The organism is Amycolatopsis sp. 505 (assembly GCF_031625235.1).
Classification (GTDB): Bacteria; Actinomycetota; Actinomycetes; order Mycobacteriales; family Pseudonocardiaceae; genus Amycolatopsis.
On the sequence record NZ_JACKQP010000002.1, the window covers coordinates 104497 to 121028 of the forward strand.

Annotated in this window: 20 protein-coding genes; 10 read left to right on the forward strand and 10 right to left on the reverse strand. The window is 71.6% G+C overall.

The annotated features are described in order from the left end of the window. Positions 1-102 precede the first annotated feature (102 nt). Positions 103-825, reverse strand: a complete 723-nt coding sequence (locus tag H5965_RS07420; protein ID WP_310968610.1) for a GntR family transcriptional regulator — start codon at positions 823-825, stop codon at positions 103-105. A gap of 116 nt (positions 826-941) precedes the next feature. Between H5965_RS07420 and H5965_RS07425 the strand changes: the two genes are divergently transcribed. The 5 genes from H5965_RS07425 to H5965_RS07445 are packed head-to-tail and all read left to right on the forward strand — an operon-like array spanning position 942 to position 5180. After that, positions 942-2183, forward strand: a complete 1242-nt coding sequence (locus tag H5965_RS07425; protein ID WP_310968611.1) for an MFS transporter — start codon at positions 942-944, stop codon at positions 2181-2183. 10 nt (positions 2184-2193) lie between these two features. Then, positions 2194-2988 carry a putative hydro-lyase gene (locus H5965_RS07430; RefSeq protein WP_310968612.1) on the forward strand — a complete coding sequence of 265 codons (795 nt, stop codon included), beginning with the start codon at positions 2194-2196 and terminating at the stop codon, positions 2986-2988. 1 nt (position 2989) lies between these two features. Continuing rightward, positions 2990-3739, forward strand: a complete 750-nt coding sequence (locus tag H5965_RS07435; RefSeq protein WP_310968613.1) for a 5-oxoprolinase subunit PxpA — start codon at positions 2990-2992, stop codon at positions 3737-3739. Beyond that, positions 3736-4347, forward strand: a complete 612-nt coding sequence (locus tag H5965_RS07440) for an allophanate hydrolase subunit 1 (RefSeq protein ID WP_310968615.1) — start codon at positions 3736-3738, stop codon at positions 4345-4347. The genes H5965_RS07435 and H5965_RS07440 overlap by 4 nt, the downstream gene beginning before the upstream one ends. Then, a complete protein-coding gene (locus H5965_RS07445; protein WP_310968616.1) occupies positions 4344-5180 on the forward strand; it encodes a biotin-dependent carboxyltransferase family protein in 837 nt (278 codons plus the stop codon). The genes H5965_RS07440 and H5965_RS07445 overlap by 4 nt, the downstream gene beginning before the upstream one ends. A 90-nt stretch (positions 5181-5270) precedes the next feature. Here the strand turns inward: H5965_RS07445 and H5965_RS07450 are convergent, their stop codons facing one another. From H5965_RS07450 to H5965_RS07480, 7 genes are all read right to left on the reverse strand, one after another. Beyond that, complete coding sequence (locus H5965_RS07450) at positions 5271-5894, reverse strand: alpha-ketoglutarate-dependent dioxygenase AlkB (RefSeq protein WP_310968617.1); 624 nt, start codon at positions 5892-5894, stop codon at positions 5271-5273. Positions 5895-6142: 248 nt separating this feature from the next. Then, positions 6143-7201, reverse strand: coding sequence for a zinc-binding dehydrogenase (locus tag H5965_RS07455; RefSeq protein ID WP_310968618.1), 1059 nt, complete (start codon positions 7199-7201; stop codon positions 6143-6145). Positions 7202-7221: 20 nt separating this feature from the next. Then, complete coding sequence (locus H5965_RS07460; protein ID WP_167384931.1) at positions 7222-7554, reverse strand: transcriptional regulator; 333 nt, start codon at positions 7552-7554, stop codon at positions 7222-7224. 73 nt (positions 7555-7627) lie between these two features. Then, positions 7628-8446: an LLM class flavin-dependent oxidoreductase gene (locus H5965_RS07465; protein WP_310968619.1), complete on the reverse strand. Its 819-nt coding sequence runs from the start codon at positions 8444-8446 to the stop codon at positions 7628-7630. 41 nt (positions 8447-8487) lie between these two features. Beyond that, positions 8488-8610, reverse strand: coding sequence for a hypothetical protein (locus H5965_RS07470; protein WP_310968620.1), 123 nt, complete (start codon positions 8608-8610; stop codon positions 8488-8490). 128 nt (positions 8611-8738) lie between these two features. Next, positions 8739-9422 (reverse strand): metal-dependent transcriptional regulator, encoded by a 684-nt coding sequence (locus tag H5965_RS07475; RefSeq protein ID WP_086839591.1) that lies wholly within the window; start codon positions 9420-9422, stop codon positions 8739-8741. A gap of 40 nt (positions 9423-9462) precedes the next feature. Next, entirely contained in the window at positions 9463-9903 is a 441-nt protein-coding gene (locus H5965_RS07480; protein ID WP_285986644.1) for a GNAT family N-acetyltransferase, read from the reverse strand. A 55-nt stretch (positions 9904-9958) separates the two neighbouring features. On the opposite strand from H5965_RS07480, the gene H5965_RS07485 reads away from it, so the two are divergent. Further along, positions 9959-10279, forward strand: coding sequence for a hypothetical protein (locus tag H5965_RS07485; RefSeq protein WP_310968621.1), 321 nt, complete (start codon positions 9959-9961; stop codon positions 10277-10279). A 4-nt stretch (positions 10280-10283) separates the two neighbouring features. On the opposite strand, the gene H5965_RS07490 is transcribed toward H5965_RS07485, so the two are convergent. Further along, on the reverse strand, positions 10284-11870 hold the full coding sequence (locus tag H5965_RS07490; RefSeq protein WP_310968622.1) for an amidohydrolase: 1587 nt from the start codon (positions 11868-11870) through the stop codon (positions 10284-10286). 48 nt (positions 11871-11918) lie between these two features. On the opposite strand from H5965_RS07490, the gene H5965_RS07495 reads away from it, so the two are divergent. From H5965_RS07495 to H5965_RS07510, 4 genes are read left to right on the forward strand one after another with little or no spacing between them, the layout of a single operon-like run. Further along, positions 11919-12656: an enoyl-CoA hydratase/isomerase family protein gene (locus tag H5965_RS07495; protein WP_310968623.1), complete on the forward strand. Its 738-nt coding sequence runs from the start codon at positions 11919-11921 to the stop codon at positions 12654-12656. Then, complete coding sequence (locus H5965_RS07500; protein WP_310968624.1) at positions 12653-14176, forward strand: ATP-dependent acyl-CoA ligase; 1524 nt, start codon at positions 12653-12655, stop codon at positions 14174-14176. Before H5965_RS07495 ends, H5965_RS07500 begins: the two co-directional genes overlap by 4 nt. Next, entirely contained in the window at positions 14173-14808 is a 636-nt protein-coding gene (locus H5965_RS07505; protein WP_206785479.1) for a TetR/AcrR family transcriptional regulator, read from the forward strand. Before H5965_RS07500 ends, H5965_RS07505 begins: the two co-directional genes overlap by 4 nt. Before the next feature lie 58 nt (positions 14809-14866). Further along, complete coding sequence (locus tag H5965_RS07510; RefSeq protein ID WP_004561305.1) at positions 14867-15187, forward strand: hypothetical protein; 321 nt, start codon at positions 14867-14869, stop codon at positions 15185-15187. Between the two features lie 60 nt (positions 15188-15247). Here H5965_RS07510 and H5965_RS07515 read toward each other — a convergent pair whose 3' ends face one another. Beyond that, positions 15248-16417 carry an acyl-CoA dehydrogenase family protein gene (locus tag H5965_RS07515; protein WP_310968625.1) on the reverse strand — a complete coding sequence of 390 codons (1170 nt, stop codon included), beginning with the start codon at positions 16415-16417 and terminating at the stop codon, positions 15248-15250. Positions 16418-16532: the final 115 nt, after the last annotated feature.

The window sequence follows — 16532 nt, forward strand, 5'->3', positions numbered from 1 at the left end:
GCTGGGGGTATCCGGCGGCGGGACCGCCACCGAGGTTATCGACCGCGTGTACCGCGCGGCTCGTGGTGGGCCCGTCCGGACGCGAACCGTGCCCGAATGGACCTACTCCGCCGCGATGGCCGCGCGGGCTGCCTCGGCACGGTCGGCGTACGCGCCCACCAGCTGTTCTTCGGCGTCGTCGAGGTACTTCAGCAGCAGCTGTTCCGCGCCCGGGCCGTCGCCGGCCTCGATGCGGTCGAGGATTTCGTGGTTGCGCGGCAGGTAGCGCTCGTGGAAGCGCCGCGGCTCGGCCATGATGTGGAACACCAGCCGCAGCTCGGCGGTCAGCCGCCCGACCAGCTCGTTCACCCGCTCGCTGCCCGACAGCGCGGCGAGCTCCTGGTGGAACCAGACGTTCGCGGTGCCGAGGTCCTTCCAGTTGCCGGTGCGCGCGGCCTCGTCGCCGATCTCGACCTTTTCCTTGATCCGCGCGAAAGACGCCGGCTTGGCCTTCAGCCCGCGGACCGCGGCGCACTCGATGATCTTGCGCACCCGGTAGATGTCGACGACGTCCTCGACGCTCGGGATGCGGACGAAGACCCCGCGGTTGAGCTCGTGGGCGAGCAGCCGCTCGTGCGTGAGCAGCCGGAACGCCTCGCGCAGGGTGTTGCGGGAGACGCCGAGCGCGTTGCCGATGTCCTGCTCCGAGAGCCGCCCGCCAGGCAGGAAGAACCCCTCCGCGATGCGCTTGCGGAGGACGCCGGCGACCCGCTCCGCCGTGCTCTTGCGCGTGACCAGGCCGCGGTCGGCCTCCAGGCCCGGGACCACGCCGTCTTCGATGACCACGGGGACAAGGCTACCCGCCACTCGGGGGACGATCCAATCGGCATCTTGTGGAATTGTTCAACAATCCCTACCGTGTGAGGCACGCCACGATGAGAGACACTGGCCAGGAGGTGCCCATGACTGCCACAGCTACCGAGGCCCGGCCGTTCGACTGGTTCCGCACGCTCGGAAAACGCGGACGCCGCGCCTTCCTCGGCGCGTTCGGCGGGTACGGCCTGGACTCGTTCGACTACCAGACCCTCCCGCTCGGGCTCGCCGCGATCACCGCGTTCTTCGGCATCTCGAGCGGCGAAGCCGGGCTGCTCAGCACGACGACGCTGGTCGTGTCGGCCGTAGGCGGCGTCGGCGCCGGCATCCTCGCCGACCGCATCGGCCGCGTCCGGACGCTGCAGCTCACCATCGCGATGTACACGATCTTCACCGTGCTCTGCGGCTTCGCGCCGAACTTCGAGACGCTGCTGGTCTTCCGGGCGCTGCAGGGCCTGGGCTTCGGCGGCGAGTGGGCGGCCGGCGCGGCCCTGGTCGCCGAGTACTCGCAGGCCAAGTACCGCGGCCGGACCGTGGCGTTCGTGCAGAGCGCGTGGGCCGTCGGCTGGGGCCTGTCGGTGATCGTCTACACGATCGTCTTCAGCTTCGCGAGCGACGACGTGGCCTGGCGGATCATGTTCTGGACCGGCGTCATCCCGGCGCTGCTCGTGCTGTGGGTCCGCCGCAGCGTGCAAGACGCCCCGCGCGCGGAGGAGCGCCGCGTCGCCGTGCGGACCCGCGGTTCCCTGGGCCGGATCTTCCGGGCCGACCTGCTGCGGACGACGTTCTTCGCCTCGCTGCTGGCCACCGGTGTCCAGGGCGGCTACTACGCGATCAACACCTGGCTGCCCGCCTACCTGAAGAAGACGCGTGAGCTGACCGTGATCGGCACCGGCGGCTACCTCGTCTTCCTCATCACTGGCGCCTTCGTCGGGTACGTCTGCGGCGGCTACCTCACCGATCTGCTGGGCCGCAAGAAAACCTTCCTGACGTTCGCGCTGCTCTCGGCCGTGCTCATCGTCGCCTACACGCAAATCCCGAAGGGCGCCAACGGTCTCGTGCTGGTGCTCGGCTTCCCGCTCGGCTTCTCGATGTCCGCGATCTTCAGCGGCTTCGGCGCGTTCCTCGCCGAGCTGTACCCGACCGCGCTCCGCGGCACCGGGCAGGGCTTCACCTACAACTTCGGCCGCGCGGTCGGGGCGATCTTCCCGACCGTCGTGGGCTTCCTCGGCGCGGGCGGCGCGATCGTGATCGGCGCGGTCGGGTACGGCATCGCGGTGCTGGCCCTGCTCGGCCTCCCGGAGACCCGCGGTATCGAACTCGCCGATTGAGGGGGAACTCATGACGACCTTCGACGAACCGGCCACCTACACCCCGGCGCAGGCCCGGGCGGCGTTCCGCACCGGCACCGCCCACCCGACGACGGGCTGGGCCACCGGCTTCACTCAGACCAACCTGATCGCCGTGCCCGAGGACTGGGCCTACGACGTCCTGCTGTTCTGCACCCGCAACCCGCAGGCGTGCCCGCTGCTCGACGTCACCGACCCCGGCGACCCGGAAACCCGGCTCGCCGAGGGCGCGGACCTGCGCACCGACCTGCCGCGGTACCGGATCTGGCAGAACGGCGTCCTCGCCGGCGAGGTCTCGGACGCGACCGGCCTGTGGCGCAGCGACATGGTCGCCTTCTCCATCGGCTGCAGCTTCACGTTCGAGACGGCGCTGGCCGCCGAGGGCGTCCCGCTGCGGCACGTCGACCAGGGCCGCAACGTCGCGATGTACGTGACGAACCGGCCGTGCGAGCCCGCCGGGCGGCTGTTCGGCCCGATGGTCGTGTCGATGCGGCAGATCCCGGAGGACCGGGTCGCCGACACGATCCGGATCACCCGCGCGATGCCTGCCGTGCACGGCGGGCCGGTGCACATCGGCGACCCGGGCGCACTGGGCATCGACGACCTTTCGCGGCCGGACTTCGGCGATCCGGTGGACGCCGCACCCGGCGACGTCCCGGTGTTCTGGGCCTGCGGGGTCACCCCGCAGGCGGCACTGATGGCGTCCCGGCCCCCCTTTGCGATCACCCACGCACCGGGGTACATGTTCATCACCGATCGGTACGACAGCGAATACCGGGTGGGGTGAAATGGATCTGAACAGCGATCTCGGCGAAGGCTTCGGCGCCTGGAAGATGGGCGACGACGAAGCCATGCTCGACATCGTGACCAGCGCGAACGTCGCGTGCGGCTTCCACGCCGGCGACCCGTCGGTGATGCGGCGGGTGTGCGAGCTGGCGGCCGAGCGCGGCGTCGCGATCGGCGCACACGTCGGGTACCACGACCTGGCCGGGTTCGGCCGGCGCGCCCTCGACATCGCACCGGACGACCTGGCGAACGAAGTGCTCTACCAGATCGGCGCGCTGGACGCGTTCGCCCGCGCGGCCGGCAGCCGCGTGACGTACGTGAAGCCGCACGGCGCGTTGTACAACACCGCGGCGGTGGACGCCGAGCAGGCCGCGGCGATCGTCGACGGCCTGCGCCGCTACGACCCCGCGCTCGCGCTGCTCTGCCTGCCGAATTCGGAAATGCAGCGGCAGGCGGAGGCGGCAGGCGTGGTGGCGTACGCGGAGGCGTTCGCGGACCGCGCCTACACCGCGGAGGGCAAGCTCGTGTCGCGCAAGCAGCCGGGCGCGGTCATCCACGACGCCGACGTGGTCGCCGAACGCGCGGTCGGCATGGCGACCGGCGGCGTCGTGACGGAGAACGGCACCAAGCTCGAGGTGCGCCCGGATTCCCTGTGCGTGCACGGGGACACGCCGGGCGCGGTCGAGCTGGCCCGGCGGATCGAGGCGGCGCTGACCGGGGCGGGCATCCAGCTCGGCGCGTTCACCGGATGACCGTCCGGCTACTGCCGTGCGGACGGCGCGCGGTGCTGGTGGAGACCGCCGACGTGCTGGGCTACCAAACGGCGTTGGCCGGCTTGGCTCCGGACGGCGTCGAAGAACTGGTCCCGGCGGCGCGGACCCTGCTGGTCCGCTTCGACCCGGCGGTGACGAACGCGGACAAGCTGGGTGCGCTGCTGCGCGAAGTGTCCCCTGTGGACAGTGTGGCGGCGGACGCGGGAGAGGTGGTGGTCCCGGTGGTGTACGACGGCGAAGACCTGGCCGACGTCGCCGCGGAGACGGGGATGAGCGTGCCGGCGCTGGTTTCCCGGCACACCGCGGGGACGTATGTCTCGGCGTTCTGCGGCTTCGCGCCGGGGTTCGCCTACCTCACCGGGTCGGATCCCGCCCTGCACGTGTCCCGCCGGTCGTCGCCGCGCACCCGCATCCCGCCGGGTTCGGTGGCGATCGCCGGCGAGTACAGCGCGGTCTACCCGAGTGCGTCCCCGGGCGGCTGGCGGTTGCTGGGCCGGACGGACGTGCCGGTGTGGGACGTCGAGCGCGACCCGCCGAACCTGCTGCCGCCGGGCACCCGCGTCCGGTTCACGGCGGTGCGGTCGTGAAGCTCGAAGTCGTCCGGCCCGGCTTCGCGACGACGGTGCAGGACCTCGGCCGCCCGGGCCACGCGGCCCTCGGCGTCGGCCGCTCCGGCGCGGCCGACCGCGGCTCGTTCCGGCTGGCCAACCGGCTCGTCGGGAACCCTCCGGAGGCGGCGGCGCTGGAGGTCACGCTGGGCGGGCTGGTGCTGCGGGCGTCGGCCGTGACGACGGTGGCGGTCACCGGCGCTTCGTGCCCGCTGTCGAAGGGTGGGCTGAACGGGCCGATCACGTTGTGGCCCGGGGAAGAGCTGACGTTGGGCACGGCGGTGTCGGGGTTGCGGTGTTACGTCGCGGTGCGCGGCGGGATCGACGTGCCGCCGGTGCTGGGCTCCCGGGCGACGGACACCCTCGGGAAGCTCGGCCCGCCCCCGGTGACGGCCGGGATGCTGCTGCCGATCGGCCCGGCGCCCCGGGCGTTCCCGGTGGTGGACCTCGCACCCCGGGCGTCGCTGCCGGCGGAACCGGTGTTGCGCGTGACACCGGGCCCCCGCCGCGACTGGTTCACCGATCCGGAGGAGTTGTTGTCCACTGTGTACACGGTCTCGCCGGACTCGGACCGCGTCGGCATCCGCCTGACCGGACCGCCGTTGTCCCGGGCGCGCCACGACGAGCTGCCGTCGGAGGCGTGCGTGCCGGGATCGCTGCAGGTGCCGCCCTCGGGCCGGCCGATCCTGTTCCACGCCGACCACCCCACGACGGGCGGCTACCCGGTGATCGCGGTCGTCGAGGAGGAGGACCTCGACCTGGCCGCCCAGCTGCGGCCGGGCCAGACGGTGCGGTTTCGCGCGGTGAGCTGAGGCCCGCGAGCCGAGCGCCCAGCCGCGCCCACCGTCACCACCACGAGCCACACGCGCCGACCCGGAGCTGATCGAAAAGTCCACAGAGGACTAGAGCCCGGACACCCGGAGCGTGATGTTCAGCCGCCCGTCGAGGCCCAGCGCCGGGTCCGCCGTGCCCGGCAGCGTCTTCGGGACGCCGTGGTAGGCGAGCCGGGACGCGCCGCCGAACACGAACACGTCACCCGACCGCAGCTCGACGTCGGTGTACGGCCGCCCGCGCGTTTCGGTGTTGCCGAAGCGGAACACGCACGCGTCGCCGAGGCTGAACGACACCACCGGCTCGAGGCTGCGCTCGTCCTTGTCCTGGTGCAACCCCATCTTCGCGGCAGCGTCGTAGAAGTTGACCAGCGCGATGTCCGGCTCGTAAGGCTGGGCCTCGCCGTACGCGGCCGCCAGCGCGCGGCGGCCGAGGTCGCCGAGCCAGTCCGGGAACGGCAGCACCGGCTTCCCTTCGCCGGTCGTGCGCGAATAGCCGTACGGGTACCAGTGCCAGCCGAGGCAGACCGACTTCACCGACATCACCCCGCCGTTGGGCAGCCGGGTGTGCCGGTAGCCGGACCAGCCGCGGCAAGCCGCGACCAGCGCACGCTGTTCGTCGAAGCCGAGCCAGTCGGGCAGGTGCACCGCCCCGGGCGCGAGCTCGGCGCGGGGGCGCGGCAGGAGAGCGTCCATCACTTCGATTGTGCCGGAGACTCCTGCCGCACACGTTCGGTGATCGTCGAGGGCACCACGCGATGACCGCGGAACGTGACACCCGCGGTGGCGAACAGCCGCAGGAGCCGCCCCATCGGACCAGCGGGACGGCCCTGCGACCGCGTCCCCTCGCTCTGGGCCACCATGGCCTCGACGTTCTCACACCTGAATGTCACAAACCAGGGTGGATCAGCTACGAACGCGTCTCTTGACCGCGGCGCCGCCGATCAGTCACGGAACGTCACAACGGTGACGCCCGCCTGTGCCGGCACCGGGTCGTTCATCGCGGCCAGCGCGGCGGGGACGTCGTCGAGCCCGATGCGCCGGCCGATCAGCGCGGCGAGGTCGATGCCCGCCGTCTCCACGACGCGCAGCAGCTCCGGGTACTCGTGCGCCTGGAGCCCGTGGATGCCGACCAGCTCCAGCTCGCCGCCGATGACGCGGTGCATCGGGATCGGGGCGATGCCCTGCGCGGGCGGCATCAGGCCCGCCTGGACGTGCCGGCCGCGCTTGCGGAGGCTGCCGACCGACGCGGCGCAGGTCGACGGCGCACCGAGGCAGTCGAGCGAGACGTGCGTACCGCCGCCGGTGAGCTCGCGGACGTGCGCGGCGACGGCTTCCGGGCCGTCGAACGCCGAGGAATCGACGGTGACGGTGGCGCCCGACTTCGCGGCGAGCTGCAGGGCGGCCGGGGAGACGTCGACGGCGACGACCTTGGCGCCCGCCGCGACGGCCAGCAGCACCGCGGAGATCCCGACGCCGCCGCAGCCGTACACCGAAACCCACTGGCCCGCGGTGACGCGCCCCTGCCGCAGCACTGCGCGGAACGCCGTCCCGAACCGGCAGCCCAGCGCCGCGGCCTCGGCGGCGCCGAGCGAGTCCGGCAGCGCGACCAGGTTCGTCTCGGCGTGCTCGATGGCGACGCGCTCGGCGAACGACCCCCAGTGCGTGGCGCCGGGCTGGAACTCGCGGTCGCAGATCTGCTGGTCGCCGCGGGCGCACTGGGCGCAGCTGCCGCAGGCGCAGACGAAGGGCACGGTGACGCGCGCGCCGAGCTCCCAGCCGCGGACGCCTTCGCCGAGCGCGACGATCCGGCCGGCGAGCTCGTGCCCGGCGACGTGCGGCAGCGTGACGGCGGTGTCGTGCCCCTGCCAGGTGTGCCAGTCGCTGCGGCAGACGCCGGTGGCGTCGACCTCGATCACCGCACCTCCCGGCGCGGCCACCGGCTCGGGCACGTCCCGCACGACGGGCGGGACGCAGAACTCCTCCATCACGACAGCTCGCATGCCGCGAGCCTAACCGTCGCTCAATTGAGCGCGTGGAACCTCGTTCTCGCCCGCGGCGGGCCGAGGAGTTTGCTGAGCGAGCCGTCGGGCACGTTCAGGATGTCCTCGAGATTCCGCAGGGCCTCCAGCGATTCCGGCCGCTCGGGCCGGCACCGTCCGGACTGCCAGTGGCTGAGGGTGGCCAGGCTGACCGTGGTTCCCCTGCCGCGCAAGCGATAGCGGATCCGCTCGAGGCCGAGGCCGCGGGCCCGGATCGCCGCCCGCAGGGCCACGTCGAACGGTCCGGCTGCCAGCAGCCGGCTCAGCTCCGCCTGTTCCCCCCGGTCGATGGTGCGTGTTCGCTGACCGGTCATCACAACGCTCCGAAGCAATCCCGATTACAGAACATTGGAGCGTAGGCGCAGCTTCCCAAGATCGGAAGGGCCCTCACCCACCTGCCTTGCGCGTCTCGTCCGCGATCGCCGCGAACGGTTCCGCGTAGCCGGAGTTGATCGTGACATAGGAAATCCCCCACCGTTCCCGCCACCGGAGAAGCGTTTCCGCGGCCGCGCCGGGGTCCTCGGGCAGGACGGTCACGGCACCCTCGGCCGCGAGTTCGGGCACGTCGACCCCGGCCCACCGCGCGATTCCCGGCGACGGCGCGGTTCCGACGGCCATCAGGTTCAGGCCGAGCTCGATGTCGGGAAGGCGCGCCCCGGCGAGTTCTCGGAATCGATCCACAATGGACTGCGCCTCGCCTTCGGTGGTCCTCGGCATCCAGGTGAAGGTGACGATGTCGGCTTCTTGCGCGGCGAGCGCCAGCATTTTCGGCCCCCCGGCGGCGAGCATCAACGGCGGCCGATCGGGTGTTCGCTTCAGGTGCGCGATGGTGGCGGCCATCCGTGTGATGCGCTCACTCGGTGAGGGGAACTCCCGCCCGAGGCTCGTCGCGTGCCCGTCGGCCCCGGGGCGCCCGACGCCGAGCCCGAGCTCGAACCGCCCGCGAGTCTGCTGGTGCAGGGTTTTCGCCTGCCAGTCGAGAGCCCGGGCGTCGCGGAAGGGATCGGCGAGGACGAAGGTGCCGATGGTGAGATCGATGGTGACCGCGGCGGCGGCCCCGAGCAGGACGAAGGGATCGGAGCTCCCGACGGGATCGGTGGCGAGCAGGGTGTCGAAGCCGAGCTTCTCGACCCGTTCGGCCTGGGCGGTCCAGGAGGTGAGATCAGGCGCATGACCGGCGACGACGCCGAAGCGGAAGGAGTTCATGCGGCCATGGTCTTGCGGAGACGGTCGTCACCACATCCGCTTCACGACGTCACCCGCGCGTACGCCCTTGAGCGTCGTAACGACGAGACGGCCGGGATCTCGAACACCGACGGCAGCATGGCGGTCGAGTTCTGGGTCACCGAGATCGCCGTCGGCATACGCACCCAACCGCACCTGCACCGGTCAAGTCGCGATCTCGACCGCGGCGAAGAACGGCCCCCTGCAGCTCACGGACGCTTCAGGGCTGTTCGGCCCCGGCGCGCACGGCTGGGAGTGGTCGTACTGAGCCGGCTCAGCGCAGGGTGACCGACAACGCCTGCGCGATCTCCTTGCCGATCGCGTGCGTAGCCGCGTCCGGGGGCGAGCCCACCTTCACCACCATCGGCCCACCGAACGGCTGCCGCTCCACGACCTCGATGCGCTCGCCCAGGTTGATCGCGTGTTCCGTCAGGTACCTCAGCAGCTCCGGGTCCGTGTCCCAGACCCGGACGATCTCGCCCACCGCGCCCGGCGGGAGGTCGTCCAGGATGCGGACCGGCAGCTCCTCCACGCTGCCGTCCGGGGCCGGGATCGGGTCGCCGTGGGGGTCGCGGACCGGGTTGCCGAGCTTGGCCGCGATGCGCTCGACCAGCCTGTCCGACACCGCGTGCTCCAGCGCGTCCGCCTCCGCGTGGACCTCGTCCCACGTGTAGCCGAGCTCCGACACCAGGTACGTCTCGATCAGCCGGTGCCGCCGGAGCACCGACCGCGCCAGCAGCCGGCCGTCGGCCGTGAGCTCGATGCCGCGGTACGGGGCGTGGGTGACCAGGCCGAGCTGGGACAGCTTCGTGACCATCCCCGACGCCGAGGACGGGCTGACCTCCAGCCGGCCGGCGAGCGACGCGTTGGTGACCGCCTCACCCCGCTCGACCAGCCCGTAGATCACCCGGACGTAGTCCTCGACCGACGAGGACCTCCGGACCGAACCATCTCCCATGCCGCATACGATACGGGGCCGGGTACTTTCTCGTGAAAGTTCACGGCCGCCAGCGGTAGCGGATCCAGCCCGGGACCGGCTCGGCACCCAGTTGCGCGTAGAACGCCGAACCCTTTTCGTTGCCCTCCTGCATGTCCCACTCGACGCGGCCGGTCGTGCGGTTGCGCAGCTCGTCCAGCAGCTCGCCGCCGAGCCCGTGGCGGCGGTGCGCAGGGCGGACGAACAGGTCGTCCAGCCAGATCCCCGGCCGCGCTTCCCAGGTGGAGAAGTTCCAGCTGCAGAACGCGAAGCCGGCCACCGTCCCCGGCTCGCCGGGCGGGGTCGCGATCAGCACCCACGCCTTCGGGTCCGGCCCGAACAGGTGCCCGCTCATCTCGGCGCGGTCCAGCTTCAGGTCGTGGTTGTCCTCGTAGACGGCGTGCTCCTCGATGAGCGCGCAGATTTCCTCGATGTCTTCGAAGACGGCGTCGCGGACGGGCATTTCGCCTCCCGGTTTTGTCGGTGGTGGTCGTTACTGTCGGGCTCGGAGGTGGTCGATGTCACCAGAGGAGAAGTTCGAGGACCTGGTCGACGAGTTCACCGGACGTCCGGGCATCACGCCACCCGGCACGACCGGCGGGTTCGGGCGCACGGCGCTGCGCGCGCACGGCCGGATCTTCGCGATGTTCGTCCGCGGGCAGCTCGTGCTCAAGCTGCCCCGGGTCCGGGTGGACGAACTGGTGGAGGGCGGGCACGGGGTGCGCTTCGACGCCAACAAGGGCACCCCGATGAAGGAATGGCTGGCGCTGGCCCCGGGGTCGCCACACCCCTGGGCCGAGCTGGCCGAGGAAGCACTCGAACACGTGGGAAGGAAGTGAGTCATCACGCTTGATAACGCAGTTCGCCGCCTACGGCGGTGCCTTGCACGGTGAGGTCGTCCAAACCGGACTCGTCCAGGGGCGAACCGGACAGCACGGCGAAGTCGGCGAGCTTCCCGGGTTCGAGTGTGCCCAGGTCACGCTCGGCGAAGGTGGCGTACGCCGAGCCGTACGTGTACGCGCGCAACGCCTGCTCCGGCGTCAGCGCCTCTTCGGGTGCGAAGGGCGCGCCTGATGCCGTGCGCCGACGCACCATGTCGGCGAGGGCGAGCAGGGGCGCGCCGTTCACGACGGGCCGGTCCGAGGACGCGGGGAGCACGCAACCCGCGTCGAGGACGCTGCGCAGCCGGTAGCACCACGGGACGCGCGACTCGCCGAGCGCGGCGCGCATGCCGTCGCCGAGCTCGTTGACGAACCGGCCCTGCGGCGACGGGATGATGCCGAGCGAGGCGAGCCGGCGCAGCTCCGCGGGCTGAAGCACCGCGCAGTGCTCGATGCGGTGCCGGTGGTCCGTGCGCGGCGAAGCGGCCAACGCGGCTTCGTAGGCGTCGAGGACGACGGTGATCGCGCGGTCGCCGATCGCGTGCGTCGCGATCTGCCAGCCCGCTTGGTGGGCACGGCGGATCGTGCGGGCCAGCTCGTCCTCGGGCACCTGGAAGTAGCCACGGTTGTCCGGCTCGCCGTCGAAGGGCTCGTGCATTGCGCAGGTGCGCCCGACCAGGGAGCCGTCGGCGAACAACTTCATCGGGCCGACGCGCAGCCACTCGTCGCCGAGGCCGGTGCGCAGGCCGAGGTCGAGGCCGAAGCCGGCGTCGTCGGGCAGGTCGTGCAGCACGCTCGCGGCGACCATCACCGTGCTGCGCACGCGCAGCACGCCGGTATCGCGCGCCTGCTGGTAGGCGGCCAGCTCGGCGGGCGTCTCGCCGACCAGGCCGCCGCCGATCCCGGCCTCCTGGACGCTGGTGATGCCCTCGGCCAGGTATCGCTCGGACGCGCGCTCGAGCCCGCGCACGACCCGCGCCACCGGCGTCGGGTACGTCAGCGGCCGCAGCAGGAGCTGGGCCTGCTCGCGCAGCAGGCCGGTCGGCGAGCCGTCGGCGGCGACCACGACGTCGCCGCCGACCGGGACGTGCGCCAGGTCGAGCTGGTCGAGCACGGCCGAGTTGACCACGGTCATGTGCCCGGACGTGTGCTTCAGCCGCACGAGCATGCCCGGCGCGGCGCGGTCGAGGCCGTGCCGGTCCGGGTGCCCGCCGGCGAGCTTGTTCTGGTCGTACCCGCTGCCGACCACCCAGCTCCCGGCCGGCAGCGTCGCGGCGCGCGCGGCGACGGCGTCGTAGACCTCCTCGACGCTGCGGCAGTCGTTCAGCGGGACGTCGTCGAGGCCCATGCCGAACCACGCCATGTGGTTGTGGGCGTCGTGGAAGCCGGGGACGACGAAGCCGCCGGCCAGGTCGACGCGCGCGCGAGCCGAAAGCGACAGAGCGTCGTCGCCCAGCGCGACCACCCGGCCGTGCAGGACGGCAAGTGCGCTGGTGACGCCCGCGCCCGTCCACACCGTGGCGTTCTCGTAGACCGTGTCCACCTGCATAAAATCAGAGGCTATCGATCGATCGATCGAACGTCTAGCATCGGCCTCATGCCCACCGTGGACTTCGCCGTCGAGGACGGCATCGCGCACATCCGGCTGAACCGGCCCGAGCGGCTGAACGCGGTCGCCGCCGTCCTGGTCGACGACTTCCTCGCCGCCCTCGACGCGGCCGCCGGCAGCGACGCGCGCGTCGTCGTGCTGTCCGGGAACGGGCGCGCCTTCTGCGCCGGCCACGACCTGAAGGAACCCACCCCCGAGGGTGATTCGCGGGCGCGGCTGGACCGGCTCCAGGACGTCACGCGGCGGCTGCGCGGGCTGCGCCAGCCGGTGATCGCGGCGGTGCACGGCTACGCGATCGGCGCCGGCGCGGAGTTCGCGCTCGGCTGCGACCTGATCCTGGCCGCCGAGGACGCCGTGTTCGCGTTTCCCGAGGTCTCGCTCGGGCTGAGCGTCACCGGCGCGGCGTCGCGGCTGCTCCCGCTGCTGGTCGGCCCGCTCAAGGCGAAGGAACTCCTGCTGCTCGGCGAGCGCTTCGACGGCCGGAAGGCGGCCGAGCTGGGCATGGTCAACGCGGCCGTCCCCGCCGAGCAGCTCCAGGCCGAGGCGCTGAGCTGGGCCAAGCGGATCGCCGAGCACCCGCCGGCCGCCGCGGCGATGGCGAAGCGGGTCCTCGACGCCCCGATCGACGTCGAGCCCGCCCTGGAGCTCGAGGTCAGCCACGCCCTGATCACCGAGCACTCGGCCGCGGTCGCCGCGTCCACCGAAGCGTTCCGGAGCCGGGCGTGACGCCGCTGGCCGAGATCGGGACCCTCGCGCAGCTCGTCACCCGGGCGGCCGCGCTGTGGCCGGACCGCACGGCCTGGCTCTTCGACGAGCACGACCAGCGCTTCACCTTCGCCGAGGTCGATCGCGAAAGCTCCCGGATCGCCGCGGCGCTGGCCGAACGCGGCATCGGCCCCGGCGACCGGGTCGCGGTGATGCTGCGGAACGTGCCCGCGTTCCCGCTGACCTGGCTCGCGCTGGCGAAGATCGGCGCGCAACTGGTGCCGGTCAACACGAACTACCAGGAGTTCGACGGCGCCCACATCCTCCGGCACTCCGGCGCGAAGCTGGTCGTCGCCGCCGCGGAGTTCACCGACCTGCTCGGCCGGATCGGGGTGACCGAGGTCATCACGCCGGACGAACTCCGCACTGACGCCGAACCGCCGGAATTCACCCCGGTGCCCGAATTGCCGGTCAACATCCAGTACACGTCCGGCACCACCGGCGCACCCAAGGGCTGCGTCCTGCCGAACCGCTACTGGACCACCCTCGCGGTGAGCCTGGCCACCGACTTCCCGGCCGTCGGCGAGGACGACGTCATCCTGACCGCGCAGCCGTTCCACTACATCGATCCACAGTGGAATGTCGCGTTGGGACTCGCGGGCGGCGCCACCCTCGTCGTGCTGGACCGGTTCCACCCCAGCACGTTCTGGGCGAAGGTGCGCGAACACGGCGTCACCTGGTTCTACTGCCTCGGCCTGATGCCGACGCTGCTGCTGCGCCAGGAACCGTCCGAAGCCGACCGCGACCACCGCGTCCGCGCGATCTGCGCGTCCGCCATCCCGCACGACCTGCACGCCGAGCTGGAGGCCCGGTGGGGCGTGCCGTGGTACGAGGCGTTCGGGATGACCGAGACCGGCGGCGACATCCGGATGACCGCCGCCGACCACGACGAGACCGTCGGCACCGGCTGCATCGGGCGGCCCAGCCGCGATCGCGAGGTGCTGATCGCCGGCGACGACGGGAAGCCGCTGCCGCGCGGGGAAACCGGGCAGCTGCTGATCCGCGGCATCGGCCTGATGCACGGCTACCACGACGATCCGGACGCGACGGCGAAGGCGTTCGAAAACGGCTGGTTCCACACCGGCGACCTCGCCCGGATGGACGCCGCCGGCCGCGTCTACTACGTCGGCCGCACGAAGGACATGATCCGCCGCAGCGGCGAGAACGTCTCCGCCGACGAGGTCGAGCGCGCGCTGCTGCTGCACCCGGCGGTGCGGCTGGCGGCCGTCGTCGCGGTGCCCGACGAGCTGCGCGGCGAGGAGATCAAGGCGTACGTCGTCTGCGACGGCGACCGGCCGGACCCCGCCGAGCTGGCCGCCTTCTGCGCCGGAAAACTGGCCTACTTCAAGGTTCCGCGGTTCTGGGCGTTCGCCGAGGCGCTCCCGATGACGCCGTCGGAGCGGGTGGCCAAGGGCGAGCTGCGGAAGGTCGCGGACCCGCGCGCCGGGTCCTGGGACGCGAAGGCGGCAGCATGGCTGTGAGCAGCCGGGAGCGGGTGCGCGCGGCGGCGGTGAAGCTGTTCGCCACCAAGGGCTTCCACGGCACCGGCATCCGGGATCTGGCGCAGGAGGCGGAACTCTCCTCGGCGAGCCTGTACCACTACATGGGCACCAAGGAGGATCTGCTCGCCGAGATCATGCACACCGCGCTCAACCGGCTGCTCGACGCCGCCCGTGAGGCGACCGCGGGTGGCGGCGACCCGGTGCACCGGCTGCGCACGCTGGTCGCGCTGCACGTCCTCGCGCACGCCGTCGGCCCGGCGGAAACCCGGGTGGTGGACAACGAAGTCGACGTGCTGTCCCCGGCCGCGCGCGAGCCGGTGGTGGCCCTGCGGGACGCCTACGAACGGCTGTGGGCGGCCGCGATCGACGAGGGCGTGGCGGCCGGGGTGTTCCGTGTGGAGCACCCGGCGGTGACCCGGCTCGCCCTGCTGGAGATGTGCAGCGGCGTCGCGAGGTGGTATTCACCACGCGGCCCGCTGGCGCTCGACGAGCTGGCGGAGCACTACGCGGAACTGGCGTCGAGGGCGCTGGGCTGCACGTCCGCACCCGGCGTGACCGACTTGCGGCGGTGCCGGGAAATCGTCGCGAAAGAGTGGGGCGTGTCCGTTTAGCGGCGCTTTTACCTGTGTACGCCTTGCCCAGACGGCGCGGGTGGGGGACGCTCGAAGGGTGACTGAGGAAACGATCCAACTGGAACTGGACGACTCGGGTCTCGCGCCGGGCCTCCCGGCGCCGGCACACCCCCGCGATCAGGTGCAGGATGTCCCCTATCGCCCCGTCGAGTTCCGTGACGACGATCTCCCCGCGGCTCTGGAGCGCTGCGCCAAGTGGCTGCGTCAGGCACAGGAGTGGCTCGGCGAGCCGCTCGACGTGCTGGCCATCCACCTCGACTACGACGACCGTCAGGGTTCGCCGTACTACGACGTGAAGCTCCTGTGCAACGAAGAGGACCTAGCGGGCGTCCCGATCGCCATTCGCAACAAGAAGTAGGCAAGCCGAAGCGCCGTCAGGGCCGCCTTCCCGGCGGCCCTGACGGCTTCTCGCACGTTCTCAGCCCAGCGTGCCGCCGACCTTCACGTGCCCCTTGAGCAGGTTGCGCGCGATGGTCCGGCGCTGGATCTCGTCGGTGCCTTCGTAGATGCGCAGCAGCCGCAGCTCGCGGTACCACCGCTCGACCGGCAGCTCCCGCGTGTAGCCCATGCCGCCGTGGATCTGCAGGACGCGGTCGACGATCTCGTTGGCCTTCTGGCCGCCGTACAGCTTCGCCATCGACTGCGCGTGCCGCGAATCGAGGCCCTGGTCGACCTGCCAGGCGGCGTGCAGCACCAGCCACCGCAGTGCTTCCAGCTCGACCCCGGAGTCGGCGATCATCCACTGGATGGCCTGCCGCTCGGCAATCTTCTGCCCGAACGTCTCGCGGGTGTTGGCGTGCTCGATGGCCATCGAGATCAGCCGTTCGCACGAGCCGATCGCGCGGGCGGGCAGCAGGTACCGGCCCTGGCCGATCCACTGCATGGCGAGCTCGAAGCCGCGCCCCTCCTCGCCGAGGATCTGCGTTTCCGGGACGCGGACGTCCTGGAAGATCAGCGACGCCGGGCCCCACTCGCCCATGGTGTCGATGTATTCGGACTTCCAGCCGGCCTCGCGGTCGACGAGGAAGCAGGTGACACCGCCGTTCGCGCCCTTCTCGGGGTCGGTGATGGCGAAGACCATGGTGAAGTCGGCCTCGTTGCCGCCGGTGATGAAGGTCTTCTCGCCGTTGATGATCCAGTCGCTGCCGTCCTTGCGGGCGGTGGTCCGGATGGCCTTGGCGTCCGACCCGGCCCCCGGCTCGGTGATCGCGAAGCACGACTTGCGCTCGCCCGAGATGGTCGGCAGCAGGTAGGTCTGCTTCTGCTCTTCGTTGGCGTGGAACAGGATGTTGTCGGCGGCACCCCCGAAGCGGAACGGCACGAAGGTGCGGCCGAGCTCGGCTTCCAGCAGCGCGGCCATCACGGCGGACAGGCCCATGCCGCCGTACTCCTCGGGCGTGAGGACACCCCAGAAGCCGGACTCCTTCGCCTTGAGCTGGAGGTCCCTGAGCTCCTCGCCGGTGAGGCCGGGCTGGTGGGCGCGCTCGCGCCGGAGGACTTCCTGCTCGAGCGGGACCAGCTCCCGCTGGACGAACGTGCGGACCCAGTCGCGCACTTCCCGTTCTTCGGTGCTGAGTGAAAAGTCCATGGGGTGGCTGCTCCTCCGACACTGGCTAAGCGCTTGCTTACTCCCATAGTGCGGCACGCGCCACCCGGGCGCAAGGACGGCGGGACGCACCGAGGGCAGCCGGAGCAGCCCGGGA

What these genes read in the sequence shown, in the direction of transcription:
- H5965_RS07440 (WP_310968615.1), top strand. Translation starts at nt 3,736, where the DNA reads ATGACCGTCCGGCTACTGCCGTGCGGACGGCGCGCGGTGCTGGTGGAG.
- H5965_RS07435 (WP_310968613.1), top strand. Translation starts at nt 2,990, where the DNA reads ATGGATCTGAACAGCGATCTCGGCGAAGGCTTCGGCGCCTGGAAGATG.
- H5965_RS07490 (WP_310968622.1), bottom strand. Translation starts at nt 11,870, where the DNA reads ATGCAGGTGGACACGGTCTACGAGAACGCCACGGTGTGGACGGGCGCG.
- H5965_RS07460 (WP_167384931.1), bottom strand. Translation starts at nt 7,554, where the DNA reads ATGACCGGTCAGCGAACACGCACCATCGACCGGGGGGAACAGGCGGAG.
- H5965_RS07475 (WP_086839591.1), bottom strand. Translation starts at nt 9,422, where the DNA reads ATGGGAGATGGTTCGGTCCGGAGGTCCTCGTCGGTCGAGGACTACGTC.
- H5965_RS07455 (WP_310968618.1), bottom strand. Translation starts at nt 7,201, where the DNA reads ATGCGAGCTGTCGTGATGGAGGAGTTCTGCGTCCCGCCCGTCGTGCGG.
- H5965_RS07465 (WP_310968619.1), bottom strand. Translation starts at nt 8,446, where the DNA reads ATGAACTCCTTCCGCTTCGGCGTCGTCGCCGGTCATGCGCCTGATCTC.
- H5965_RS07425 (WP_310968611.1), top strand. Translation starts at nt 942, where the DNA reads ATGACTGCCACAGCTACCGAGGCCCGGCCGTTCGACTGGTTCCGCACG.
- H5965_RS07515 (WP_310968625.1), bottom strand. Translation starts at nt 16,417, where the DNA reads ATGGACTTTTCACTCAGCACCGAAGAACGGGAAGTGCGCGACTGGGTC.
- H5965_RS07450 (WP_310968617.1), bottom strand. Translation starts at nt 5,894, where the DNA reads ATGGACGCTCTCCTGCCGCGCCCCCGCGCCGAGCTCGCGCCCGGGGCG.
- H5965_RS07485 (WP_310968621.1), top strand. Translation starts at nt 9,959, where the DNA reads ATGTCACCAGAGGAGAAGTTCGAGGACCTGGTCGACGAGTTCACCGGA.
- H5965_RS07495 (WP_310968623.1), top strand. Translation starts at nt 11,919, where the DNA reads ATGCCCACCGTGGACTTCGCCGTCGAGGACGGCATCGCGCACATCCGG.
- H5965_RS07480 (WP_285986644.1), bottom strand. Translation starts at nt 9,903, where the DNA reads ATGCCCGTCCGCGACGCCGTCTTCGAAGACATCGAGGAAATCTGCGCG.
- H5965_RS07430 (WP_310968612.1), top strand. Translation starts at nt 2,194, where the DNA reads ATGACGACCTTCGACGAACCGGCCACCTACACCCCGGCGCAGGCCCGG.